The sequence below is a fragment of the Pontibacter mangrovi genome, assembly GCF_006385705.1.
Classification (GTDB): domain Bacteria; phylum Bacteroidota; class Bacteroidia; order Cytophagales; family Hymenobacteraceae; genus Pontibacter; species Pontibacter mangrovi.
On the sequence record NZ_VFRQ01000002.1, the window covers coordinates 571160 to 594415 of the forward strand.

21 protein-coding genes are annotated in these 23256 nt (G+C 52.6%); 14 read left to right on the forward strand and 7 right to left on the reverse strand.

The features are described from left to right. Nucleotides 1-172: 172 nt before the first annotated feature. The 6 genes from bla to recF form a co-directional block, all read right to left on the reverse strand. On the reverse strand, nt 173-895 hold the full coding sequence (gene bla, locus FJM65_RS06030) for a subclass B1 metallo-beta-lactamase (RefSeq protein WP_140620451.1): 723 nt from the start codon (nt 893-895) through the stop codon (nt 173-175). An 18-nt stretch (nt 896-913) separates the two neighbouring features. Then, the gene (locus FJM65_RS06035) at nt 914-2296 is read right to left on the reverse strand and encodes a M28 family metallopeptidase (protein WP_140620453.1); all 1383 of its coding nucleotides are present in this window, start codon (nt 2294-2296) and stop codon (nt 914-916) included. Nucleotides 2297-3073: 777 nt separating this feature from the next. Further along, on the reverse strand, nt 3074-3631 hold the full coding sequence (locus tag FJM65_RS06040; RefSeq protein WP_140620455.1) for an acyl-CoA thioesterase: 558 nt from the start codon (nt 3629-3631) through the stop codon (nt 3074-3076). A gap of 56 nt (nt 3632-3687) precedes the next feature. Then, nucleotides 3688-4011 carry a DUF721 domain-containing protein gene (locus FJM65_RS06045; protein WP_140620457.1) on the reverse strand — a complete coding sequence of 108 codons (324 nt, stop codon included), beginning with the start codon at nt 4009-4011 and terminating at the stop codon, nt 3688-3690. Nucleotides 4012-4088: 77 nt separating this feature from the next. Then, the gene (locus FJM65_RS06050) at nt 4089-4667 is read right to left on the reverse strand and encodes a hypothetical protein (protein WP_140620460.1); all 579 of its coding nucleotides are present in this window, start codon (nt 4665-4667) and stop codon (nt 4089-4091) included. Nucleotides 4668-4689: 22 nt separating this feature from the next. Next, nucleotides 4690-5802, reverse strand: a complete 1113-nt coding sequence (gene recF / locus FJM65_RS06055) for a DNA replication/repair protein RecF (protein ID WP_140620462.1) — start codon at nt 5800-5802, stop codon at nt 4690-4692. A 134-nt stretch (nt 5803-5936) separates the two neighbouring features. Here recF and pdhA point away from each other — a divergent pair, with 134 nt between their 5' ends. The 3 genes from pdhA (at nt 5937) to ribH (ending at nt 8460) form a co-directional block, all read left to right on the forward strand. Beyond that, nucleotides 5937-6983 carry a pyruvate dehydrogenase (acetyl-transferring) E1 component subunit alpha gene (gene pdhA, locus FJM65_RS06060; protein ID WP_140620464.1) on the forward strand — a complete coding sequence of 349 codons (1047 nt, stop codon included), beginning with the start codon at nt 5937-5939 and terminating at the stop codon, nt 6981-6983. 120 nt (nt 6984-7103) lie between these two features. Then, nucleotides 7104-7823 (forward strand): tetratricopeptide repeat protein, encoded by a 720-nt coding sequence (locus tag FJM65_RS06065; RefSeq protein WP_140620466.1) that lies wholly within the window; start codon nt 7104-7106, stop codon nt 7821-7823. A gap of 160 nt (nt 7824-7983) precedes the next feature. Further along, nucleotides 7984-8460, forward strand: coding sequence for a 6,7-dimethyl-8-ribityllumazine synthase (gene ribH / locus FJM65_RS06070; RefSeq protein WP_140620468.1), 477 nt, complete (start codon nt 7984-7986; stop codon nt 8458-8460). A 701-nt stretch (nt 8461-9161) separates the two neighbouring features. On the opposite strand, the gene FJM65_RS06075 is transcribed toward ribH, so the two are convergent. Continuing rightward, nucleotides 9162-9758: a DUF3575 domain-containing protein gene (locus FJM65_RS06075; RefSeq protein WP_140620470.1), complete on the reverse strand. Its 597-nt coding sequence runs from the start codon at nt 9756-9758 to the stop codon at nt 9162-9164. Between the two features lie 349 nt (nt 9759-10107). Between FJM65_RS06075 and FJM65_RS06080 the strand changes: the two genes are divergently transcribed. From FJM65_RS06080 to recJ, 11 genes are all read left to right on the forward strand, one after another. After that, complete coding sequence (locus FJM65_RS06080; protein WP_140620472.1) at nt 10108-10497, forward strand: TraR/DksA family transcriptional regulator; 390 nt, start codon at nt 10108-10110, stop codon at nt 10495-10497. Between the two features lie 12 nt (nt 10498-10509). Then, complete coding sequence (gene scpB, locus FJM65_RS06085; RefSeq protein WP_140620474.1) at nt 10510-11073, forward strand: SMC-Scp complex subunit ScpB; 564 nt, start codon at nt 10510-10512, stop codon at nt 11071-11073. Nucleotides 11074-11175: 102 nt separating this feature from the next. Further along, nucleotides 11176-12828, forward strand: a complete 1653-nt coding sequence (locus FJM65_RS06090) for a pseudouridine synthase (protein WP_140620475.1) — start codon at nt 11176-11178, stop codon at nt 12826-12828. A 6-nt stretch (nt 12829-12834) separates the two neighbouring features. After that, on the forward strand, nt 12835-13554 hold the full coding sequence (locus FJM65_RS06095) for a type III pantothenate kinase (RefSeq protein WP_140620477.1): 720 nt from the start codon (nt 12835-12837) through the stop codon (nt 13552-13554). Between the two features lie 37 nt (nt 13555-13591). Continuing rightward, nucleotides 13592-14842, forward strand: a complete 1251-nt coding sequence (locus tag FJM65_RS06100) for a hypothetical protein (protein ID WP_239022849.1) — start codon at nt 13592-13594, stop codon at nt 14840-14842. A 126-nt stretch (nt 14843-14968) separates the two neighbouring features. After that, a complete protein-coding gene (gene lptC / locus FJM65_RS06105; RefSeq protein ID WP_140620480.1) occupies nt 14969-15508 on the forward strand; it encodes an LPS export ABC transporter periplasmic protein LptC in 540 nt (179 codons plus the stop codon). Continuing rightward, nucleotides 15505-15678: a hypothetical protein gene (locus FJM65_RS21180; RefSeq protein WP_181163654.1), complete on the forward strand. Its 174-nt coding sequence runs from the start codon at nt 15505-15507 to the stop codon at nt 15676-15678. The genes lptC and FJM65_RS21180 overlap by 4 nt, the downstream gene beginning before the upstream one ends. 22 nt (nt 15679-15700) lie before the next feature. Beyond that, complete coding sequence (locus FJM65_RS06110; protein ID WP_140620482.1) at nt 15701-17002, forward strand: hemolysin family protein; 1302 nt, start codon at nt 15701-15703, stop codon at nt 17000-17002. 75 nt (nt 17003-17077) lie between these two features. Beyond that, a complete protein-coding gene (locus FJM65_RS06115) occupies nt 17078-19180 on the forward strand; it encodes a peptidylprolyl isomerase (protein ID WP_140620484.1) in 2103 nt (700 codons plus the stop codon). 174 nt (nt 19181-19354) lie between these two features. Continuing rightward, nucleotides 19355-21172 carry a tetratricopeptide repeat protein gene (locus tag FJM65_RS06120; protein ID WP_140620487.1) on the forward strand — a complete coding sequence of 606 codons (1818 nt, stop codon included), beginning with the start codon at nt 19355-19357 and terminating at the stop codon, nt 21170-21172. A gap of 242 nt (nt 21173-21414) precedes the next feature. Then, a complete protein-coding gene (gene recJ / locus FJM65_RS06125) occupies nt 21415-23121 on the forward strand; it encodes a single-stranded-DNA-specific exonuclease RecJ (protein ID WP_140620489.1) in 1707 nt (568 codons plus the stop codon). The last annotated feature ends 135 nt before the right edge of the window (nt 23122-23256 follow it).

Below are 23256 nucleotides of genomic sequence, written 5' to 3' on the forward strand. Positions count from 1 at the left end.
GCCTCTCTTTTATACTCTGTTATACCACTATTCAGTTATTTCTTGCGCAGTATCTTGTACAATTCTAAAGGCATATTCCCCTCCTCGGAGGGGCTAGGGGTGGGTTTTAGGCTGTTGGTAATCTGTGGAACTGATCCATACGCATTATTCAGTCGATAGTAGTATTATGAGATTACTTCTTCTGCTCCTGCAACAGCTCCAAAGTATGGCTAAGCAGGGACTGGTTGCCCCAGGGGCCGTGGCTTGGCACCACCACCTTGGCCTTTGGGTAGCGCTGCTGCAGGTTTCGGATGGCGTTTGGCCAATGGCGAAGATCTGCATCGGCGGTGTTACCCAGGTTATTTGACTGCCCATCCTTTACCAGGCATCCGCCAAACAGGATCTTCTGCTGCGGCAGGTATACTACCACATTGTCAGCCGTGTGTCCGCCGCCGGGATAATATACTTCAAACCGCTGCCCGCCAAGCGTAAAGGCTGTGTCCGTGGCGAATGTAACGTCCGGGGTGCCCGCTTTATTTGCAGCGGCAAGTATGGCCGTAAGCTCAGAGGTAACCACCGGAATCCCCTGCGCCTGAACCGCATCAATGCCACCCATTTTATCATCGTGCCAATGCGTGGGCACGCATACTTTCACGGGCTGCTTCAGGTTGGTTTTTACCCAGGCAAGCAGCTGCTCCGTAGGCTCGTTCCCCCAACCGGTATCAACCAGCACTGCGCCCTCTTTGGTAGAAACCACCAACCCATGCGAGGGAAAAGTAACCTTGCCGAGCTGCTTATAGGAAGTATGAACGTATACTTTGGGGGCGATTTTCGTTACCTGCAGCGGCTGTTCCTGTGCCAGCAACGTATAGGCCGGCAAGAACAGCAGCAACAGGGGTAGCAGAAGCTTTCTCATTATCAACTAAAGTATAAATTACCGCACCGGCACCGGCAGCACCGGCAAACTCGCGTGCCCTTCCTTGTCCACCGACTGCACGGCAAAGAAGTAGTTATCCTTGGAGTAGGGGAGTGTGGCCTTGGTGTCGGTCACATAGAAGCGCTTCTCCCAGTTCGGGCTTTTGGTTTCGCGCATCAGCACGTAATAACCTGCCGGTTTGGCTCCTTTGCTCGGTGCCTCCCACTTCAGGTCGGTTTTGTTCGTGAGATTAGAGGTGATAACGCCTACCTTTTCCGGAGCGGCCGGGGCCCAACCCAGGCTGGCCATACTTGCCAGGTTTACGCCGGTATTCTTGCGCAGGTACTCAAAATCCATGAACTCAGGTAGGTCGCCGTACTGGGTACCTTCTTCCTTGCGCACGTCCTGGTGCTGGTGGTTGAAGTCCTCGTTCATCTCGCTCATGCGCACCGCTGTAAAGCCCTGCAGGTTAAACGGCGTGTGGTCGCCGCCACGCAGGAAGCGGTCCGCGCGGTGCACCAGCACCACGTCCAGCTGGTCTACATACTTTTCGCCGACCAACTCCATGTAGCGGGCCAGGTTGCGGCTCGGGCTGTCGCTTTCGGCGCCTAAGGTGCGGCGCAGGCGGGCCTGCTCCTCGGTTTCGTTGGCAGGTACGCCCTCGCTGAAGATGCGCACTTTGGTGTTGTCGTGCAGGCCGGTCTCGGCAGAGTAGGAGTTACCCACAATGTCGTTGTTCTGCATGGCGATCAGGTTCCAGCCTTCTTTCTTGGCCCGCTCGGCCAGGTGGGTAGAGCCGTACAGCCCTTGCTCCTCACCCTGGAACGCGACAAAAATGAGCGTAGCCGGGAATTTCTGCGAAGCCATCACGCGGGCCATCTCCATCACCATCGCCACGCCGGAGGCATCGTCGTTAGCGCCGGGGGCCTTGCTTTTGGCATCCATCACGTCAGTAGCGCGGGAGTCGAGGTGGCCGCCCACGATAATCACACGATCATCGTTCGGGTCGGTGCCTTTCAGGATGGCCATGACGTTGGCCATTTCTGTGTCCTGCGGCACCCGGCGACCGTCGGCCGGCACTACAAACTTGTCCATCTCCACGGTCATGCGGCCGCCGGAGGCCTGGGCATACTTCTCAAATTCGGATTTTACCCACTCGCGGGCTGCGCCGATGCCTTCTTTCTTGCTGGTAGTGCTGCTCAGGGTATGGCGCGTGCCGAAGCTCACCATCTTACGCACCAGCTGCTCCAGGTTCTGGGCCGAGAGCTGGTTGATCATCTTCTTGATGTCGTCATCCTGACGTACCGTTTCCTGGGCTATACTTTGGGTAGGATTAACGAAGGGGGCACCTGCCAGCAGCAGAAGCGCCAGCAGTGGTTTAAGGGTAGATTTATGCGTCATGTGTTTGTTTAAGGTGAATGATCTGTGTTACAAGTTACAAAGGATATGGGAGAAATGGGAATTGGAGTTTCTGTTATACTTTAGCCCCTTTTCTGGTGCCCCGAAGGCTTTCGGGGTGCCTTTGTACTTACTAGCCGCCGCTTCCTGCAACTGGAGCCAAGCTATCCTCGCTCGCTGTTTCGGACATCCCTTTCCGAAACTTTCCTGCTGCGGACATCCTTGTCCGCCTGTTTATACTTTAGCCTCCGGTTTCTTTAGCTTGACACAAGCTATCCTTTCTAGCTGCCGTTCATCCTCAGTCTTACATAGACCATTATTTCATCTCATACTCGGCTCCCTCCAAGGCCGGGAGGCCTCGTCTTCCCGCATCGCGCTGTCTACATTTCCTTTGCTCCTGCGTCGCAATGCCGCCACGGCGGCACCGGAAATCTAGAAGGCGCTCAACGGAAATACTGGGATCAGTTTTTGATAGCGTAAGCTATACTTTCGTCCAACTTCGAAGTCCGGAAGGGGCAGGGGGATGATTACACCTGCGGAAAATTCCCCTCCTCTGGACTACCGAGAACGGGAGTTCGAAGGTAGCGAGCGTAGCTCTAAGGGGTGGGTTTACACCTTCAGATGACAATAGCAGCTATAGAAGTTATACTTCTGAACTAGCAGCTACAGATTCCCCTCCTTGGACAAGGAGGGGCAGGGGTGGTTTGATAAGGTAGCGGTGGTTGGTCCCGGTGCTGCAGCCAGACACTCGCAGGACCTCCGGACGCTGCGAGGGCTTGCTTAAAACGCCACTTTACACCGCTCCTGCTGCAACAGGTGCAGCTCCTGTTCTACCTGAAGTATGGTTTTGGAGTTAGCCAGCTCAGACTCGTAGCGGCGCGACAACTCACGGCGTTTAATGGCTTCCAGAAAGCGGCGAGCATCCTCGCGCGTCTCCAGAATAAGGCCGGGCACCAGGGTAGGTTTGTCGTCGTCGCCTTTGGCTACCATCGTGAAGTAGGAGGTGTTGGTATGCTTTACCTTGCCGGTTTTCACGTTCTCGGCGATTGCCCGGATGCCCACCATCAGCGAAGTGTTGCCCACGTAGTTCACAGAGGCTTTTAAGGAAACCAGGTCGCCTACTTCTACGGGCTGCAGAAAGTGCACGCCCTCCACCGTAACCGTAACGCAGTAGTTGGCTGCATGCTTGGAGGCGCAGGCGTAGGCCACCTTGTCCATCAAGGAAAGAAGTATACCACCGTGTATTTTGCCGCCGAAGTTGGCGTAGCTCGGGATCATGAGCTCGGTAAGGGTGGTGCGGGAGTAGGAAACGGGGCGGAAGTGCTGTGTGTCAGTCATGGGTAAGTATAGTTATTCAGGAAAAGCTATACTTGTTTTCGGGCCGTGCTGTTGCCTTACAGAAAGATGATGTCCTTCACCACATCGCTGCCCGCCTCGGTGTTCAGAATCTCAATCACCTTACTTTTAGACATGTTGAGCTCGTGCTTAAGCGGGGCCGAGGTCAGTTTCACGAACAGCTTGCCGTCTTTAAAGTATAGCTGCTGCGTTTTCAGGGCAATGGGCTTGCCCATGATCTTCTCCCAGTTCTGCACCAGCTGCACCTCGCTCAGTTTGCCGTCCAGGCGGTAAGCTTGCATCAGCGCTTTCAGGCTGTCCCCGATCGGTTGGATGTCTGCCTTGCGTTTATCAATCGCCTCTTTCTTCTTGTAGTAGCGCACGTTTTAAATTTTGAATGAGTGGGTGAATACTTAAAGGTGGTAAGGACTTAAAAGTATATAAGAGTGATGAGTAAGAGTTAACCTTCATTTAAAAGACTTAGGAATCGAAATTTTTCTGTTAAATCCCTTAAAATTTTGAAGAAATACACTTTAATGATTAGCCGAGTAAAAATATCTTTCGCTGCTTTTGAGTTTGGTTCAAAGTCATTTCTTTCAACGTTTTGCAAAGCGGACAACTTCCAAATGTTAAAATTTGACAATTTATAATTTAGCTCATGAGCAAAAGCATTTCTCAAACTGTTAATTAATAAAATATCATTGATAAGCTCTTCATCTATAGTTTTCGCCTTTTTAAGAAAGACAACTTTTTTATAAAATGTGTTAAGGCTTTTATTTGCCTTTTTTATATCCTGAATATCAAATTCTTTTAATAAGATTTCATTTAAAAGTCTTTCAATATACAGATGTCCTAGTAGAACGAAAGTAATATTGTCAGTTGAAGTAATTACTTTTTGGATAAAATTAGTACCTAGTTTTACTGAATTCCTTGGGGAAAATGAATCAATCAGATCACTCAAGGAAGTCTCCAGTGTTACAAAATCTTCCTTTTTTGTCTGTTTTAAGTTCAGTAGTACTTTATGAAGTAGATTTTCCATGGCGGTAGATACATGTTGCTAACTACAACTCCCCAATCACCTTCACCTTTCCCTCCCTCACCTCAAATCTACGGATACTTTCCGAGAGGCCTTCGAGTATTTTGTCTGTTCTATCTAAGTGCGTGTCGGTTAAAAATATCTGGCCGAAAGTATGGGCGGCTACCATTTGCATGAGCTTGGTGATGCGCTTCTCATCTAGGCGGTCGAAAATGTCGTCGAGCAGGAGCAGGGGCTTGTGGTGCTGGCGCTGGTCCATTACCTCAAAGTGCGCGAGCTTCAGGGCGATCACGTAGCTTTTCTGCTGCCCCTGCGAGCCGAAGTTTTTCACGGGGTTGCCGTCCATCAAAAACACGAAATCATCCTTGTGCGGCCCCACGGTGGTGCGCTGCAGGGCCATGTCCTTGCGCTCGGCCTGCTGCAGTTTATGGGCAAAGTCGCTGCCCTTCAGCTGGCTCTTGTAGGTGAGCGTCACCTCCTCGTGGCTGTCGGAAATGTGGTGGTAGTGCTTCTGGAAGATCGGCACGAAATCCTGCAGAAAACGCTGCCGCGCCTGCACCAGCTCCTCGCCGAAGGGCACCAGCTGCTCGTTCAGGATCTGCAGGTAATCGCGGTCATAGTAGTTGCGCTCGGCAAACTGTTTGAGTAGCGAGTTGCGCTGCTTCAGAATGTAGTTATACTGTATGAGCTGCTCCAGGTACACGTGGTCGAACTGCGACATAAGGCTGTCGAAGTACTTGCGTCGCTCCTCGCTGCCCTCCCGGATCAGGTCGGTGTCGTAAGGCGAGATAAGCACCACCGGAAAGCGGCCGATGTGGTCGCTGATCTTCTCGTAGGGCGCCTTGTTGTGCGTCACGGTCTTTTTCTGCCCCTGCTTTAGGCTCACCTGCACCGTGTGCTTCTCCCCCTCAATCTCAAAGCGCCCCTTCACCATAAAAAAATCCTCGCCCTGTTTTATACTTTGCGCATCGGTGCCGGGAAAGGCGCTTTTAGTCATGGAGAGGTAGTGGATGGCGTCGAGGAGGTTGGTTTTGCCGCTGCCGTTGTCGCCGATAAAACAGTTGATATGCTCCGAAAAGCTAAGCGCGGCTTCTTCGTAGTTTTTGAAAAACAGCAAACTGAGATTTTCGAGGAGCATTTAATTTCTACTTTGATATCTTTTTCCTTAATTTCGCATGCTAAACCGTTTAGGGCTTATATTTGCCGCAGTGCTAGGCAATTATAGCCACAACGTATAAACGGACATCTTAAAACGCACATAGACTATTACTCATGGCTGATACGAAAGATAAGGCAAAAGCGAAGTCGGCGAAGGCAAAGGTACAGGCTGAGCCAAAGTTTTCAAAAGAAACATACATGTGGTGGTATGAGTCGATGAAGCTCATGCGCCGTTTCGAAGAGAAGTCGGGCCAGCTATATGGCCAGCAGAAGATTAAAGGCTTCTGCCACCTGTACATCGGCCAGGAGGCTTGTGCCGCCGGTGCTGCCACTGCCCTTGAAAAAGGCGACAAATGGATTACCGCCTACCGCGACCACGCGCACCCGCTGGCGCTGGGCACCAGCCCGAACGCTATCATGGCAGAGCTTTTCGCCAAAGCTACCGGTTGCTCTAAAGGCAAGGGTGGCTCTATGCACATTTTCGATAAGGAAGTAGGCTTTATGGGTGGCCACGGTATTGTGGGCGCGCAGGTGCCGCTTGGCGCTGGTATCGCCTTTGCCGAGAAGTATAACCAGACCGGCAACGTGTGCATCACTTACATGGGTGATGGTGCGGTGCGCCAGGGTGCTTTCCACGAGGCCCTGAATATGGCCATGACCTGGAAGCTGCCGGTGATCTTCGTGATCGAGAACAACGGCTACGCCATGGGTACCTCTGTGCAGCGTACTTCTAACGTGGTGGAGCTGTACCAACTGGGCGAGAGCTACGACATCCCTTCGGAGCCGGTTGATGCGATGGAGGTAGAGAACGTGCATGAGGCGGTGGCAAGAGCCGCTGAGCGTGCCCGTGCCGGCGAAGGCCCAACCCTGCTGGAGTTCAGAACCTACCGCTACAAAGGCCACTCCATGTCGGACCCTGCCAAGTATAGAACCAAGGAGGAGCTTGAAGACTACAAAGGCCGCGACTCGATAGAGGCCGTGAAAGCCACGATCCTGAAGAACGGCTGGGCTACCGAAGAGGAACTGGACCAGATTGATGAGAAGGTGAAGCAGCAGGTGGCAGAGTCGGTGGAATTTGCCGAGAACTCGCCATATCCGGAGCCGGAGGAGCTGTATACAGACATTTATGTAGAGAAGGACTATCCATTTATAATGGACTAAGTCGCATTAAATCAAACAATAAGGAATTAAAAGGTATAATTTTCTTGTTTAGAGTCAGTAAGTGTTGATTCTAATAACATTTAATTTATACTTTTGAAGCTGTAATACATTAACACACTGATGGCAAAAGAAACAGTTAAACACCACAGCGAGTTTGAGGAGCTGGTTGAGAACCCTGATGCGCTGGCAGACCGCCTGTACGGCTCAGAGGACTTTGTGAAGAAAAACAAATCGAAGCTGCTGGGAGTATTCATCGCCATTGCTGCTGTTATTGTGGCTGGTTTCCTGTACTATAACTACCGCAGCACCCAGAACGTGGAGGCACAGAACGCCATGTTTCAGGCGGTATATTACTTCGAGGCCGACTCGTTGGGCAAGGCACTGAACGGCGACGGGCAGCACGCAGGCCTGCTGGAGATTGCCGAAGATTATAGCGGAACAGATGCTGGTAACCTGGCAAACTTCTACGCTGGCGCGGCCTTGCTAAAGCAAGGGCAGTTTGCAGAGGCTGCAGAGCACCTGCAGGATTTTGAGTCGGATGACTACCTGTTGCAGGCCCGGGCCTACAGCCTGACCGGCGACGCACTGCTGGAGCAGGGTAAGAACGAAGAGGCAGCCGAGCAGTATAAAAAAGCTGCGAGCCATAACGCTAACCAGTTCTTCTCGCCACAGTACCTGATGAAGGCCGGTATCGCTTATGAGGCAGCCAACAACTACAGCGCCGCCGCTGAAGTATACGGCCAGATCGTTAAGGATTATGCTGCTTCTGCGGAGGTGACAGACGCCAAAAAGTATAAAGCCCGTGCCGAAGTACTGGCAGGAGACGCACAGGCAGAGTAGTAAACCTGTAGAATATATGAAAAGCGCTTTTGCCGTGAGGCAGAAGCGCTTTTTTATTGGTATTTTGCCAACGCATAAGTATAACGGCAGCTAGGAGAAACAATCAGTTGCGATAGTATACACCATTCAGAATAACTGACAACGCGTAACAACACAAAGTATGGCTACAGCATTAAAGAACCTGAGCGAGTATAGCCAGGATAAGTTTAAAGACATTTCTGAGAAGACCTTTGGCATTGTAGTGGCCGAGTGGCACGATGATATTACCAGTGTGCTGTGCCAGGGGGCGGTGGATACGCTGCTAAAACACGGCGCTAAGAAAGAGAACATCTTCATCAACACCGTGCCCGGCAGCTTTGAGCTAACACTGGGGGCGCAGTTTCTGGCCATGCAGGAGGAGATCGATGCGGTGATCTGCATTGGCGTCGTGATCAAAGGGGATACCAAGCACGATGACTACATCAACAATGCCGTAGCCAACGGGCTTACCAATGTGGCGCTAAAGTTCAACAAGCCGGTGTCGTTTGGCCTGGTTACGACTAACAACCTGGAGCAGGCGCTGGACAGGGCAGGAGGCAAGCACGGTAACAAAGGCGTTGAGGCCGCCGCCGCGGCTATCGGCATGCTGAGTTTTTAAGGTAACATCAGGATTTGCAGGATGGTTGGATGAACAGGATTTCTGAAGCGCCGGCTCTAACTGCCCAATCCCCCAAACATGCCCAGGGCCTGCGACTTGTTAAAGGAAGTAAGTTTTCGGCAGGCGATTGACCCACCCCTAACCCCTCCCAAGAGGGGAATTTGCCTCACCCCAGCCCTCTCCTAATAACAGGAGAGGGAGCTTTCTGCAGTCCCGGGTCCAACCACCCCTAACCCCTCCTTAGCCAAGGAGGGGAACTATACTTGTTCAAGTTACATAGAGGTGGCTATAGAATTTGATCCCAGTTTTTCTGTGAGGCGCCGGGGGTAGGGGCCCTCTTATACGAGTTTTTTCGGTGCCGCAGGCAGCCCGAGGCATGAGAAGAGGGCCCCTACCCCCGGCAGGAAAAGCTCCCAGCGCCGAGCGGGAATTAGTTCACCCCGAAACATTTCGGGGAGGCCTCCCGGCCTTGGAGGGAGCCAAGTATAAGATGCAATAGGTTGTAAGGCTGAGGATGAACGGCAGCTAGAAAATATAGCCCGGTGCCAGTTGCAGAAAGCAGCGGTTATGAAGTATAAAGGCACAAGCGTCCGCTTGCGCCAGAAAATTAGCTGGAAGTATTAAACTGAAGATAAGCTGCAGTTAAAAGTAAAAACCCCGCCTCAATCACTGAAGCGGGGTTTCTATACTTTATTTGTTCCCTAAAAACTATAACCCACCGTTAAGCCAGGCCTGAAGCGAACGCCACTACCCACCAGGTTTAGGAAGCCGAGGTCAAAATCATCTTCAGTTCCTGTTTTTACCTTCAGGCTCCCGCCATTCACGCCCAAGCCCATAAACAAGTCCAGTGAGATGCCGCTGTTGAAGATCCATTGGTTACCGGCAGCTATACCCGCACCGACTGGTTTGTAGCTAGCCTCGTAGGTTTTGCCTTCCTCCTTGTCGTCTACCGTCAGCTTATAGTTTAGAATGCGGCCATAACCAGCTACATACACGCCGCTGGGCGCCTCTTTGGTGTCGGAGAGGTAATAACGGACTTCCGGAGTAAAGCCATAGCCGCTAAACTCCACATCCTTATATGAGGCACCGGTGGTAAAAGCGCCAAACTGAACGCTCGCATGCGGGGCAACGGCAACTTCTACAAAGCCGGAAGCAGTGAGCACAAACGGGCTCAGCACATTCGCCTTTATAACAACGCTAGGCGAAGGCTCCTGTTGTTGGCGGCGCACCTGCGCAGAAGCGGTAGATATAGCAGCCATCAGAAGTATGGCAGAAAGCAATAGAGTAAGTTTCTTCATCACAGTATAGTTAAATAAGCACTTTTAAGTATAGCCAAGAGGCTATTGCTGCACTTCACAACTATTGTTCCAAATGTGAGCGCCTGAAATTAAAGCGATTATCGGAGAGAAAAAAAGGTTAAATAACAGACATCAATAGCAAAGTATAAAGAATACTCTTATTTTTGCAGCAATTTTAGCGGATACCAGATTGACACAAAGGTTTTTGGCTAAGATTTTGCTAAACTAAAAAAGTTAAACTATAAATGTGCGCCTGATGTTATGGCCACAAGTGACGCTTTAGTTTTCAGCTTAATTGATAACCCCCTTAAGCAAAAGGTAAAACTATATCACAGTTCAAGACAACGTAATGAATACAAACGAAGAAAAACAGCGATATTCCAGAGAAGAGCTTGCTGAGTTCGAGGAAATCATCCAGGAGAAGCTGACGAACGCGCGGAAGGAGGTAGCCTTTATTAAGGAGACCCTGAGCCGCCGAAACGACTCCGGCACGGATAACACAGCCTCTCCGTCTAAAATGCTGGAAGATGGTGCAGACACTGCCGAAAAGGAAAGCCTGAACCAACTAGCCTCGCGCCAGATGAAGTTTATCCAGCAGCTGGAAAATGCCCTGATCCGGATCAAAAACGGTACTTACGGTGTTTGTATCGTAACAGGAAAGCTGATACCTAAAGAAAGACTGCGTGCCGTACCGCACACCCAGCATTCTATTGAAGCCAAACTTCAGCGTAACGACTAGTACTTATTACCTTTGGATATACTGCAGAACCATATTCAGGCACTGGTTTTCTGTGCCCAGTCGCCCATTAGCATCGAGGAGATCCAGCGCTGCCTACAGGAGTCGCTCGGAATGGAGGAGATACTGGTGAGCGATGTGCTGGAAGCCGTGGAAGCTATAAACGAGCGGCTGCAGGAGCAAAATTTCGCTTTCCAGATCTACGCGATCGGGGGCGGCTATCAGTTCCTGACCAAGCCCGAGTACCAGGATACGGTCAGCACTTATCTGAAACATAAATCGAAGAAGAAATTGTCGGCGTCTGCGTTGGAGACGCTGGCCATTATTGCCTATAAGCAACCGGTTACCAGAAGCCAGATGGAGCAGATTCGCGGCGTAGGCTGCGACTATGCCGTACAGCGGCTGCTGGAGAAAGAACTGATCGAGATTAAAGGCAAGGCCGAAACCATTGGGCGCCCGGTGCTTTATGGCACCTCGCAGAAGTTCATGGATTACTTCGGCATCAACCACATCAAAGACCTTCCGCAGCTAAAAGATTTCGCCACCGAAGAAAACACCATTGGCGAAGCCGCCGATTAGCCCCTTGGGCATCACACACGTATTGAACTATAGTTTTAGCAATTCCATTATTACTGCACAACTAAGGTACAGTAGCGATACTGCATCGATAAATATTTAGCAATGGCAAAATTTAACGAAAGTCCTGACCGCGACAACGCCGGCGCAGGCAGAAGAGGCGCTGATAGAGACCGCTCTGACAGACCGAACAACGACCGCGAAGGCAAGAAAATCTTTAACAGAAGAGATAAATACGAAAAATCTGACGAAGGAAGAGAAGGACGCGGAGAGCGCCGCTCGTTCGGAGACAGATCAGACAGAAGAGATAACGACCGCAAGCCGTTCAACAATGACCGTCGTGAGGGTGGGGAAAGACGTTCTTTCGGAGGTGATAGAAGGGAAGGCGGAGAGCGTCGTTCCTTTAACAGTGACCGCCCAAGACGTGACGATGGCGAGCGCCGCAGCTACGGCGACAGGCGCGAAGGCGGCGAAAGACGTAGCTTCAACAGCGACCGACCGAACCGCGAAGGCGGAGAGCGCCGTTCTTATGGCGATAGAAGAGAGGGAGGAGAGCGTGGAGAACGCCGCTCGTACAACGCAGACAGGCCGGAAAGACGCGACAGCGACAGAAGAAGCTTTAACTCCGACAGACGCGATGACCGCCGTGGAGGTGGAGATCGCCGAGAAGGAGGCGAAAGACGCTCGTTTGGCGGCGACAGAAGAGAGGGTGGCGAGCGCCTTTCTTTCAGCAGCGACCGCCCAAGACGGGAGGATGGTGAGCGCCGCAGCTTTAACCCGGATCGCCGTGACGACCGCAGAGGTGGAGAAGGAAGAGAAGAACGTGGTGAGCGTCGTTTTAGCCGCGAGGGCAAACCTTCGTTCGGCGAGAAGCGCGGTTTCCGTGAGGACAGAGGCGAGAGAGGCGCTAAAAGCTTTAGCTCCCGTGGCCGCTCCAACGACCGCTTCCGCAATAACGAAGAAGCATCAGAGGCGCCCGACTATAACCTGAGCCGCTACAAGAACAACCCGCGCATTAAGCGAAGCAATCGCGAAGAAGAAGAGAAGGACGGAACTATCCGCCTAAACCGCTATATCGCGAATGCGGGTGTGTGCTCGCGCCGCGAGGCAGACGTGCTGATTGAATCGGGAGAGATAAAAGTGAACGGAGAAGTAGTAACGGAGATGGGCTACAAAGTACAGCCTACCGATAACGTATACTACGGCAAAAAGCTCCTGAGCCGCGAGAAGATGGTGTACGTGCTGCTCAACAAGCCGAAAGATTTCCTGACAACCACGGACGATCCGGAAGGCCGCAAAACGGTGATGAGCCTGGTGGCGAACGCCTCTAAGGAGCGCATCTTCCCGGTTGGCCGCCTGGACCGCAACACCACCGGCCTGCTGCTGTTCACCAACGACGGCGAAGTGGCGCAGAAGCTGACGCACCCATCAAACAACATCAAAAAAATCTACCAGGTAGAGCTGGACAAACCGATCACCAAAGCCGACTACGTAAAAGTGGCCGAAGGCGTGGAGCTGGAGGACGGCAAAGCCGAAGTAGACGATGTGGCAATACTTGGTGAGTCCAACAAGTTTCTGGGGCTGGAGATACACATTGGCCGCAACCGCATCGTGCGCCGTATTTTTGAGCACCTTGGTTACGATGTCGTATCCCTGGACCGCGTACAGTACGCTGGCCTGACCAAAAAAGACGTGCCACGCGGCGAGTGGCGCTATTTGACCGAAAAAGAAGTTATCCAGCTGAAATACTTCATGTAAGATAACATGCGCAACGTCGCCATTGATATCGGGAACACCGGCACAAAGTATGGCATCTTCGAGGAGGGTGCCCTGGTGGAGCAGGGATATTTTGAAGGGCAGAACAACCTGCCGCCCGCGCTGCAACACCAAACTTTTGACAATGCCATCGTTGCCTCGGTAGGCGTAAGCGCACAAAGTATAAAGGAGAGGCTGTCTGTGACGGGTAAACTATTGGAGCTAACCCCGCAGGCAGCCTTGCCTGTTATAAACCTCTACAAAACCCCGCAAACCTTGGGGGCCGATCGTATAGCCGCGGCGGTAGGGGCCAATTACCTGTTTCCGGGGCGCAACTGCCTGGTGTTTGATGCCGGTACCTGTATCACCCACGACTTTGTGGACGCGCAGGGCCAATACCATGGCGGAGGCATTGCGCCGGGGCTGCAGATGAAATTCAAGGCCTTGCATACTTTTACAGAGCGCCTGCCGTTAGTACAGCAAATCGACAAAAATTTTCCGTTGACGGGGCAAAGTACCCAAGAGTCGATTTTGAGCGGCGTTTTAGCCGGTAGTGTGGCCGAACTCAACGGCCTCATCCAGTCTTACACCGAAAAAGCTGCAGGATTAGTGGTTATACTTTGCGGGGGCGATGCAGGATTTTTTGAAAGTAAGTTAAAAGGACGCATCTTTGTAATTCCTGAATTGGTCTTGATCGGGCTTCACAGAATATTGACACATAATGTATAAGACACTCCGAGTACTGATAGGCTTCGCGGCGCTATGCATGGCACACGCCACACAGGCGCAGCTTATCGGCAACACACCCTACTCCCGCTACGGCATCGGCGAGATAAACGAGAACTACGGCAGCATCCGGGGGGCAGGTATGGCAGGGGCAGGCATCAGCGCCGGCAACAGCTATCAGCCCAACACCACCAACCCGGCCATGCTATACTATAACAGCATCACCAACTTCGATTTTAGCGCGGCCGGGCAGGTTAAAACTATTAAAAGCCAAAGTGCCTCGCAGGTAGTCGGAAATGCCAATTTGTATAACCTATCCTTGGCGGTGCCCATTTCCGGGCGCTGGAGCACAGCGGTGGGGCTACGTCCGTTCTCTACCGTAAACTACGAGATAAACGCTACCTCTAACTTAGAGGGCAACCCAGAAGCTAGCATCCTGCGCAGATACGCCGGCGAGGGAGGGCTCTCAGAAGTATACTTTGCGCACGGCGTCAGGCTGTTTGGCGGCTTTACCGTAGGCGGTAGCGCCTCCTATATTTTCGGCAACATCATTAACGAGACAGGCAGCACCGTGCAGGACCCGGAGCAGCCAAATGCCAGCCTGGTAAGCATAACTAAGATAGACCGCACCACTTACAGGGACTTTATGTACCGGGCGGCCTTCAGCTACAGGAAAAAACTGAAGGACAAGCTGAACCTGGGCGTAGGCGGTGTGTATGGCTTTGCCGCCGACCTGGAGGCTGAGCGTGACATCTCGTATGAGCGCCGCGGGCCAAACGGCCTTCCGCTGGTGGAGCCAATGCCGGATGACACAGTGAGCAACACCATTCAGCTGCCAGCCAACTGGCGGGCGGGCGTCAGCCTGGACAACGGCAGTAACCTTACCCTTGCCGCCGATTTCAGCACTTACGAGTGGTCCAAGTATAAAGGGTTCGACGGCACGAACAGCAACCTGAAGGACAGCTACAAAATAGCCGTGGGCGGGGAGTATACGCCAAACGCCACCGCTATCGACAGCTACTTTAAGCGCATTACCTACCGTGGCGGCCTCTACTACAACAATACCCAGTTCCAGTTAAACGGCGAGGATATCACTGACAAAGGCCTGACCACCGGATTTACTTTTCCGCTGGGCCGTGGCACCATGTACGACCTTTATTTGTTAAACCTATCGTTGGGTTATGGCCAGCGCGGCACCACCGACAGTGGGCTGGTGCAGGAAAACTACTTGCAGTTTGGCCTGGGCTTTACCGTGAACAGCCGCTGGTTCCTGAAGCGCCGCATCGAGTAGAGACAAGTATAGCTAAAGTATAAAAGGCCGTTCTTGAAGCGGCCTTTTTTGCGATAGGGCCTACCCACCATAAACATAAGTGCATAAAATTTGCTAACTATACATAAAACAAAGGATAAGGCATTCATGCGGAACGCATACATATTGGGGTTGTTGATGCTGGTGGCCGTACTTGGGCTGGGCTGCAAACGCGACCTGAAGAACCCCGATGAGGAGGAGCGCTACACAGGCCCAACCATAGAGAACCATGATGTAACCACCCTGTACAGCGACTCGGCTAAGGTGCTTATTAAGCTGCAGGCACCGGTGCAGCAGGAGTTTGAGGGCGGCGACGGCGTTTTCCCGAAAGGCTTTTACATTGAGTTTTACGATGAGCAGGGAAAGCTGGAGTCTACGCTGAAAGGCAACTATGGCCGCCAGGAAACCCGCAAAAGCCTCTACTATGCCCGCGGCAACGTGGTGGTAAACAACCTGAAGAAAAACGAGAAACTCGAAACCGAGGAACTATACTGGAACCGCAACAAAGGCAGGATCTACACAGATAAGTTTGTGAAGGTTACCTCGCCGGAGGAGGTGATCACCGGCGTTGGCCTCACCGCCAACCAGGACATGTCGCGCTACTCTATTAAAAAGGTGACAGGCAAATTTAATTTCAGCGAAGAATGAACAAACGGCTCGTTTACATAATTCTGCTCTCGCTGGCCTTCGTGGCCATGGTGATAGGCGTGCACCGCAGCATTACCGAGGAGGACGTTGCAGGCAATTACTGGATCTTTATGATCGGCTTTGTGTTTTATATGCTCTACCACTACAGCAAAAAGAAAGACAAGGCCTGAAAATGCAAGAGACTGACTTCAGATGATAGACCCCAGCCAGATCATACTTCTGTGCGTCGCTCTGCTGTTTTCGGCCTTCTTCTCTGGTATTGAGATGGCGTTTATGGCCGCAAACAAAATACAGATTGAGCTGAGCGACAAAAACGGCGTGCTGTCGGGCCGCATTCTGTGGCACCTGCTGCAGCGCCCCACCCGCCTGATGGGCACCACGCTGATCGGGAACACCCTGGCGCTGGTGCTTTACGGCTTTGCCATTGCCGGCGTGTTGCACCAGTTCTTTTCTGCTTACCTGCCCGAGCCGCTGCAGCTCAACCTGTTTATACTTATACTTCAGATCTTGCTTGCCTCGGTGGTGGTGCTGCTTACCGCAGAGTTCCTGCCGCGCAGCCTGGCGGCCATCAACCCCAACAAAATGCTGCAGGCGCTGGCGCCGCTCATCCTGCTGATGTACTACCTGCTCTGGCCGGTGGTATACCTGATCGTAGGGCTGAGCAAATGGGTGGCAGAGAAAGTGTTTAAGATGGAGTTTTCAGAAGAGAAGCCCGTGTTCGGCTTCACAGACCTCAACGCGTTCATAAAAAACCGCCTGTATCACCCCGAGCAGGAGCACGCCCCAGAGGTAGACCCGCAGATCTTCCACAACGCCCTGGACTTTAAAACCGTGAAAGTGCGCGAGTGCATGGTGCCCCGCACCGAGATAGAGGCCGTGGAGGTGCAGGAGCCCATCGAGGCGCTACGGGAGGCATTCATCAGCACGGGACACTCCAAAATCCTGGTGTACGAGGACAGCATCGATAACATCATCGGGTATTGCCACCAGCTGGACATGTTCCGGAAGCCGCGGGAGATCCGGCAGATACTGGCGCCGGTAAGCATGGTGCCGGAGAGCATGCTGGCCAGCGAGCTGTTTGTGCGCTTTGTAGCAGAGCACCGCAGCGTGGCCGTGGTGGTGGATGAGTTTGGAGGCACATCCGGCATCGTGACCGTGGAGGACGTGATAGAGGAAATACTAGGCGACATACAGGATGAGTATGACGTGAACGAGGGGCTGCTGGAGCAGGTAATCCCGGACAAAGGGCTTTATATCCTGAGCGCGCGGCACGAGATCGACTACCTGAACGAGAAGTATGAGCTTAACCTGCCTGAAGGCGACTATGAAACCCTGGGTGGCCTGATCTTTGCCGAGTTTGGGGAGATACCGACACCGGGCGACAGCGTGAAGGTGCCGCCCTTTACCATTACGGTGCTAACCATGGACGAGAACCGGATAGATGCGGTGAAGCTTTTAAAAAACACAGATTTTCAGGCAGATGCCAAAAGCTAATCAGCGAGATAAAAATTTTGAATTTTAGGCTGATTAACCTTATTTTGCACAATCCTTTTATAAGTTACATAAAGAATGGCATTAATTAACAAGATTAGAGAGAAGTCTGGTTGGGCTGTAGGCGCCATTGCCCTGGGGCTTGGTGTGTTTGTAGTAGGCGGCGACCTGCTGGGGCCAAACTCAAGGCTGCTAGGCAATAATGCAAATACAGTAGGCGAGATAGCCGGAGAGGAAATTGACTACCAGGAGTTTGACGCAGTGCTGCAGCAGGCAAAAGCGGACTACGAGAACCGCGTTGGCCGTGCCGCCACAGAGGCTGAACTGGCCATGCTGCGCGAGCAGGCCTGGAACCAACTGATCTTTAAGATTGCCCTACAAAAGGAATACGACCGCCTGGGCCTGGAGGTAACAGACGAAGAGCTGGCCGACATGGTGCAGGGCAACAACATACACCCTGCCGTTATGCAGGCGTTTGCCAACCCGCAAACCGGCGAGTTTGACCGCAACCAGGTAGTGCAGTACCTGCAAAACCTGGATGCTACCGGCACGCGCCCAATGTGGATGAACTTTGAGCAGAGCATTGCCGCTGATCGCCTGCAGGGCAAGTATGCCGGCCTGCTGAGCAAAACAGTTTACGTAACCGGCGCTGAGGCAAAGAACTTCTACAAAGCCCAAAACGCCGCTGCCAGCCTGAAGGTGCTTTTCGTGCCATACTTCACCGTGTCTGACTCTGCCGTTGAGGTAACAGATGCCCAGCTGAAAGACTACTACGAGCGCAACAAAGAGCTTTATAAAGTAGAGGATGGCCGCACGATTGAATACGTGACCATTCCGGTGACAGCCTCTAAGGAAGACAGCACCTACTACAACGAGGAAATTGCACGGGTAGCGAAGCAGTTTGCCAGCGCCACCAACGACTCGGCGTTTGTGAACGCTAACTCGGATGTGCCTTACAGCGGTGCTTACGTAACCCCGGCCAACCTGCCGGAGCAGCTACGCAAGCAGCAGCTGGAGAAAGGCAAAGTATACGGCCCGTATACCAGCAATGGCTCTGTGGCGCTTTACAAAGTGGTAGATGCCAAACAGGCTGACAAGTTCTCTGTGAAGGCAAGCCATATCCTGATTCGTCCGGAGAACGATACACCCGAAGCCAAGGCTGCTGCCAAGGCAAAAGCGCAGGATGTGCTGTCGCAGATTAAAAACGGGGCTGATTTTGCACAGATGGCCGTCCAGTATGGTACCGACGGAACAGCCTCTCGCGGTGGCGACCTGGGATGGTTCCCGGAAGGGCAGATGGTGGCACCATTTGACAATGCCGTTTTCGGCTTTAGCGGCACAGGCTTGCTGCCAAACCTGGTGGAAACCGAGTATGGCTACCACATTGTGAAGGTAACCGAGCCGAAAACAAAGCAGCAGTATAAAGTGGCAGCCGTGGAGCGCACGATAGAGCCAAGCGAAGGAACCCGCGATGCAGCCTACGCCGTAGCAGACGAATTGGCCGGCACTAGCGACAATACAGAAGAGTTCCTGAAAAACATCGAGGCCAATAAGTCGCTGGTGAAGGAAGAGGCTGCCAATATCGGTAAAAACCAGGTGCTGGTAAACAACCTTTCCGGCGCGAGAGAGCTGGTGCGCTGGGCTTATGCCGATGACACCGAAGTAGGCGATGTTTCTCCTGTAGTTGAGATAAACGATCAGTTTGTGGTGGCTACGCTTACAGGCGAGCGCGAGAAAGGCTATGCCTCTGTAGAGGATGTGCGTGAGGAACTGACTGCGGCGGTTCGTGATGAGTTGAAAGCAAAGCAGATCATAGAGAAGCTGAAAGGCCAGAAAGGATCACTAGACCAAATGGCAGCGGCCTATGGCCCGGATGCTATGGTAAAGACTGCTGACAACGTTACGTTTGCCTCTGCTTCTATACCGGGCATTGGCGTGGAGCCGCTTGCAGTAGGGGAGGCTTTCGGCCTGAAGCAGGGTGCCCGTACCGCTCCTATAGAAGGACAGGGCGGTGTGCTGGTAGTAGAGCTGACAAACCTGACGCCTGCGCCGGAAATTGATGACTTTGAAAACGTGAAGAAGCAGATTCTGGCCACACGTGCCGGTCGTGCCGAAACACAGGCCTTCGAAGCGATCAAAGAAAAAGCGGATATCAAAGACAACCGCGTGCGCTTCTTCTAAGCCACAACGTATAAAGTATATTGAGAGCCACTCCCACACAGGAGTGGCTCTTTTTTTGCCCCAAGGCCATTCTTTTCTAAAGTAAAGCCAAAAACAAACCGATTCTGTATATTCATAGTTAAGAAAGAGAGGCACGCATACACGCAAGTGCAGATGCATCGTTTATAAAATATAATGCGCAGGAACATACTTTATACTTTGATGCTGTTGCTGGCCGTGCTGCTGGCGGCTCCCGGTGCCAATGCCCAGCAGCAGGACCTGGAGCTGGCACGGCAGTACTACAGCCAGGGCGATTACGATAAGGCGGAAGACCTGTACGGCAGGCTGATCGGCAATGAGCGGCTGTTTTATGCCGTGTACCCGGACTACCTGAAGACACTGCTGGCCCAGCGCAACTACAAAGAAGCCGAGAAGCTGGTCCGGAAAACCATCAAGCGCTACCCCGGCAACCCGAATTTTGATGTGGACCTGGGGCTGGTATATCAGGCCTCCGGTAACAAAGCGGCCGCCGAAAAGCAGTTTGATAAGTTGCTGGAAAGTATGAGCCCCGAGGGAGTGATTGTGGTAGCCAACACCTTTATGCAGAACGACATGTTCGACTACGCAGAGAAAGCCTACCTGCGCGGCCGCCAGCTCAGCGGCGACCAAAGCGCCTATACCCGCCCCTTAATTGCCTTATATGCCTACCGGCAGAAAACAGAAAAGCTGATACCAGAGGTGCTGAACCTGCTGCAGGAGAACGAAAGCGAGCTGGGTTATGTGCAAAGCCGGCTGCAGCAGGCCCTGCGGGAAGAAGAAAACGCCGAGCTGTTGGAGAAAGAGCTGATCCTGCGGGTACAGCAGCATCCTGAGATGCTGGCTTATAATGAGATGCTGATCTGGCTCTACATCCAGCGGAAGGATTTTTACAGCGCCCTGCTGCAGGCGCGCGCCGTGGACAAGCGCACCCACAGCGGCGGCACGCGGGTACTGGAGCTAGGGAATATCAGCCTGAAGAACGATGACTACCAGGGCGCCATCGAGGCGTTTGAGTACATTGTGGAAGAGTATCCGGAGGGGCCATACTACCTGCTGGCACGGCAGCGCCTGATCAATGCGCGGGAGGAGCAGGTAGAGAACACGTTTCCGGTGGATAAGGCCAAAATACAGGCGCTGATCGCTGATTATGATGCCCTGCTAAGCGAAGTGGGGCGAAGGCCGGAAAAGGTGGAGGTGTTGCAGCACATGGCCGCACTATATGCTTTTCATCTGGATGATAAGGAAAAAGCCATTGCTTTGCTGCAGGAGGCTATTAACATGCCGCGCGCCAACCCGGCGCTGGTAGCGGAAAGCAAACTGACTTTAGGCGATATTTACCTGCTGAAGGGAGAGCCCTGGGAGAGCACGCTGCTATACGCGCAGGTGGAGAAATCGAACAAAGACACGCCGGTAGGCCATGAAGCCAAGCTGCGAAACGCCCGCCTGAGCTATTACAAAGGCGACTTTGAGCTGGCACAGGCCCACCTCGACATCCTGAAGATGGCGACCAGCCGCGAGATTGCCAATGATGCCATGGATCTGAGCCTGCTTATTACCGACAATACCGGCCTGGATACCTCCACGGTGGCCATGAAGGAATACGCGGCCATAGACCTGCTCATCTTCCAGAACAAGATGCAGGAGGCACTGGCGGCGCTGGATGCCATGCTGCAGAAATACCCCGGCCACAGCCTGACGGATGAGATATACTTCCAAAAAGCTAATCTTTACGAGCGGACAGGCGAGTTTGACCTGGCGGTGGAGAGCCTGCAGAAGATAGTGGGCAACCCGCAATACGACATCCTGAGCGATGACGCGCTTTACCGGATGGCCTATATCTATGAGGAAAACCTAAATGATAAGGCAAAGGCGCAGCAGCTGTACAACGACCTGCTGGTGAAGCACCAGGGCAGCATTTATGCAGCCGAGGCCCGCAAGCGTTTCAGGCGCCTGCGCGGCGACAAGCTGAACTAAGGCCTTGCCCGCTAAGCGAAAAAGATGAAAAGGATAAGTATAAAAATGAGAAAGAACCCATACATAATCAGGTCCAGCGAATAATTTTTATACTTTTCGAAAAGCGCTTTGAATCGTTTCACTTCTAATCCTGTTGATGAGGCAAAAATAAGGAAATAACCACGAAGGTACAGCCTGCGCCTGCAGGTGCAGCTTAATTTAGCTACCTTTGCGACAGAACAAGTAAAGTGCAGAAAGAGTTTATGGAGAAAAGGTGGGTACTGAGCCCGGAAGCACCGGCCGAGGTAGTAAAGCAGCTTTCGGAAGAGCTGAAGATTAGCGCTACGTTAGCTTCTATACTTTGCCAGCGCGGCATCTGCACTTTTAACGAGGCTAAACACTTTTTCCGCCCCTCCCTGCAGGACCTCCACGACCCTTTCCTAATGAAGGATATGGGCCGCGCCGTAAACCGCCTGAACGACGCCCTGCACGGCAACGAGAAGATACTGGTCTACGGCGACTACGACGTGGACGGCACCACTTCAGTGGCGCTGATGTATGGCTTCTTGCGCCACTATACTTCCAACATCGATTTCTACATCCCGGACAGGTATAAAGAAGGCTACGGCGTGTCCAGCCAAGGTATAGAGTGGGCAGCGGAGCATGGCTTTACGCTCATCATCAGCCTGGACTGCGGCATTAAGTCTGCCGATAAAGTGGCCCTTGCCTCGGAGAAAGGCATCGACTTCATCATCTGCGACCATCACTTACCGGACGAGGATATTCCGCAGGCAGTGGCGGTACTGGACCCAAAGCAGCTAGACTGTCCGTATCCATATAAGGAGCTTTCAGGTTGTGGCGTGGGCTTTAAGCTGCTGCAGGCCTTCTGTATACAGAATGATATAGACCAAGAGGAAGTATACAAGCTGCTGGACCTGCTGGTGGTAAGCATCGCCGCCGACATTGTGCCTATAACCGGCGAGAACCGCATTCTGGCTTACTACGGTTTGCAGCACCTGAACGGCCCGCAGCCCATGCGGCCGGGTTTAGACGCCCTGAAAGAACTGGCTGACATCCGTGGGGAAATGGACATCACCAGCATCGTGTTTGGCTTTGCGCCGCGCATTAACGCCGCCGGGCGCATGGGCGATGCCAAGAACTCGGTGCGCATGCTGCTGGCCCAGACAAAGGAAGACGCCTTTAAAATGGCCGATATCATTAACGAGTCGAACAAGGCCCGCCGCGACAAGGACAGCAACATCACCAAAGAGGCGCTGCAGATGATCGCGCAGGACGATTTTCTGCGCTCGGCAAACTCCACCGTGCTGTTTAAGGAAAACTGGCACAAAGGTGTAATCGGGATTGTGGCCTCGCGCTGCATTGAGCATTATTACCGCCCCACTATCATACTAACCCAGAGCAACGGCAAGGCCTCAGGCTCGGCCCGCTCGGTGCATGGCTTTAACGTGCACGATGCCATCGAGAGCTGCTCGGATTTGCTGGAGCAGTTTGGCGGCCACATGTATGCGGCGGGCTTAACCTTACCCGTTGAGAACGTGCCGGCTTTCCGGAAGCGCTTTGAGGAGGTGGTGGCCAGTACCATTACGGCCGACCAGAAAATTCCGCAGATCGAGATTGACGCGCCGCTCAAGCTGAACCAGATCACGAGAAACTTCTACAACATTGTGCGGCAGATGGAGCCCTTCGGCCCCGGCAACATGCGCCCAGTGTTTGTGTCGGAGTGCGTGTATGATACCGGTAGCGTACGCATTGTAGGCGACTCGCACCTGAAGCTGCGCCTCACCCAAGACGGCTTCTACAACATCGACGCCATTGGCTTCGGCCTCGGCGACTACTATAAAGCTATCAGCAAAGGCATCCCTTTTGATGTTTGTTATACGATAGAAGAGAACATTTACCGGGGCGTCATCACGCTGCAACTCCGCATCAAAGACATCCGCATAAAATAAATAAAGGCTCCCGGTGAGGGAGCCTTTATTTATTTTATGAGTTGTGAAGGTTCAATAGATTCGCTACATTTTTACCTGTTGATTTAATCTTTAGATATTACTATTATTACTGCTGTGGACTTGTGGGTAACTCGA

What these genes read in the sequence shown, in the direction of transcription:
- bla (WP_140620451.1), bottom strand. Translation starts at nt 895, where the DNA reads ATGAGAAAGCTTCTGCTACCCCTGTTGCTGCTGTTCTTGCCGGCCTAT.
- FJM65_RS06035 (WP_140620453.1), bottom strand. Translation starts at nt 2,296, where the DNA reads ATGACGCATAAATCTACCCTTAAACCACTGCTGGCGCTTCTGCTGCTG.
- FJM65_RS06040 (WP_140620455.1), bottom strand. Translation starts at nt 3,631, where the DNA reads ATGACTGACACACAGCACTTCCGCCCCGTTTCCTACTCCCGCACCACC.
- FJM65_RS06050 (WP_140620460.1), bottom strand. Translation starts at nt 4,667, where the DNA reads ATGGAAAATCTACTTCATAAAGTACTACTGAACTTAAAACAGACAAAA.
- recF (WP_140620462.1), bottom strand. Translation starts at nt 5,802, where the DNA reads ATGCTCCTCGAAAATCTCAGTTTGCTGTTTTTCAAAAACTACGAAGAA.
- pdhA (WP_140620464.1), top strand. Translation starts at nt 5,937, where the DNA reads ATGGCTGATACGAAAGATAAGGCAAAAGCGAAGTCGGCGAAGGCAAAG.
- FJM65_RS06065 (WP_140620466.1), top strand. Translation starts at nt 7,104, where the DNA reads ATGGCAAAAGAAACAGTTAAACACCACAGCGAGTTTGAGGAGCTGGTT.
- ribH (WP_140620468.1), top strand. Translation starts at nt 7,984, where the DNA reads ATGGCTACAGCATTAAAGAACCTGAGCGAGTATAGCCAGGATAAGTTT.
- FJM65_RS06075 (WP_140620470.1), bottom strand. Translation starts at nt 9,758, where the DNA reads ATGAAGAAACTTACTCTATTGCTTTCTGCCATACTTCTGATGGCTGCT.
- FJM65_RS06080 (WP_140620472.1), top strand. Translation starts at nt 10,108, where the DNA reads ATGAATACAAACGAAGAAAAACAGCGATATTCCAGAGAAGAGCTTGCT.
- FJM65_RS06090 (WP_140620475.1), top strand. Translation starts at nt 11,176, where the DNA reads ATGGCAAAATTTAACGAAAGTCCTGACCGCGACAACGCCGGCGCAGGC.
- FJM65_RS06095 (WP_140620477.1), top strand. Translation starts at nt 12,835, where the DNA reads ATGCGCAACGTCGCCATTGATATCGGGAACACCGGCACAAAGTATGGC.
- FJM65_RS06100 (WP_239022849.1), top strand. Translation starts at nt 13,592, where the DNA reads ATGGCACACGCCACACAGGCGCAGCTTATCGGCAACACACCCTACTCC.
- lptC (WP_140620480.1), top strand. Translation starts at nt 14,969, where the DNA reads ATGCGGAACGCATACATATTGGGGTTGTTGATGCTGGTGGCCGTACTT.
- FJM65_RS21180 (WP_181163654.1), top strand. Translation starts at nt 15,505, where the DNA reads ATGAACAAACGGCTCGTTTACATAATTCTGCTCTCGCTGGCCTTCGTG.
- FJM65_RS06110 (WP_140620482.1), top strand. Translation starts at nt 15,701, where the DNA reads ATGATAGACCCCAGCCAGATCATACTTCTGTGCGTCGCTCTGCTGTTT.
- FJM65_RS06115 (WP_140620484.1), top strand. Translation starts at nt 17,078, where the DNA reads ATGGCATTAATTAACAAGATTAGAGAGAAGTCTGGTTGGGCTGTAGGC.
- FJM65_RS06120 (WP_140620487.1), top strand. Translation starts at nt 19,355, where the DNA reads ATGCGCAGGAACATACTTTATACTTTGATGCTGTTGCTGGCCGTGCTG.
- recJ (WP_140620489.1), top strand. Translation starts at nt 21,415, where the DNA reads ATGGAGAAAAGGTGGGTACTGAGCCCGGAAGCACCGGCCGAGGTAGTA.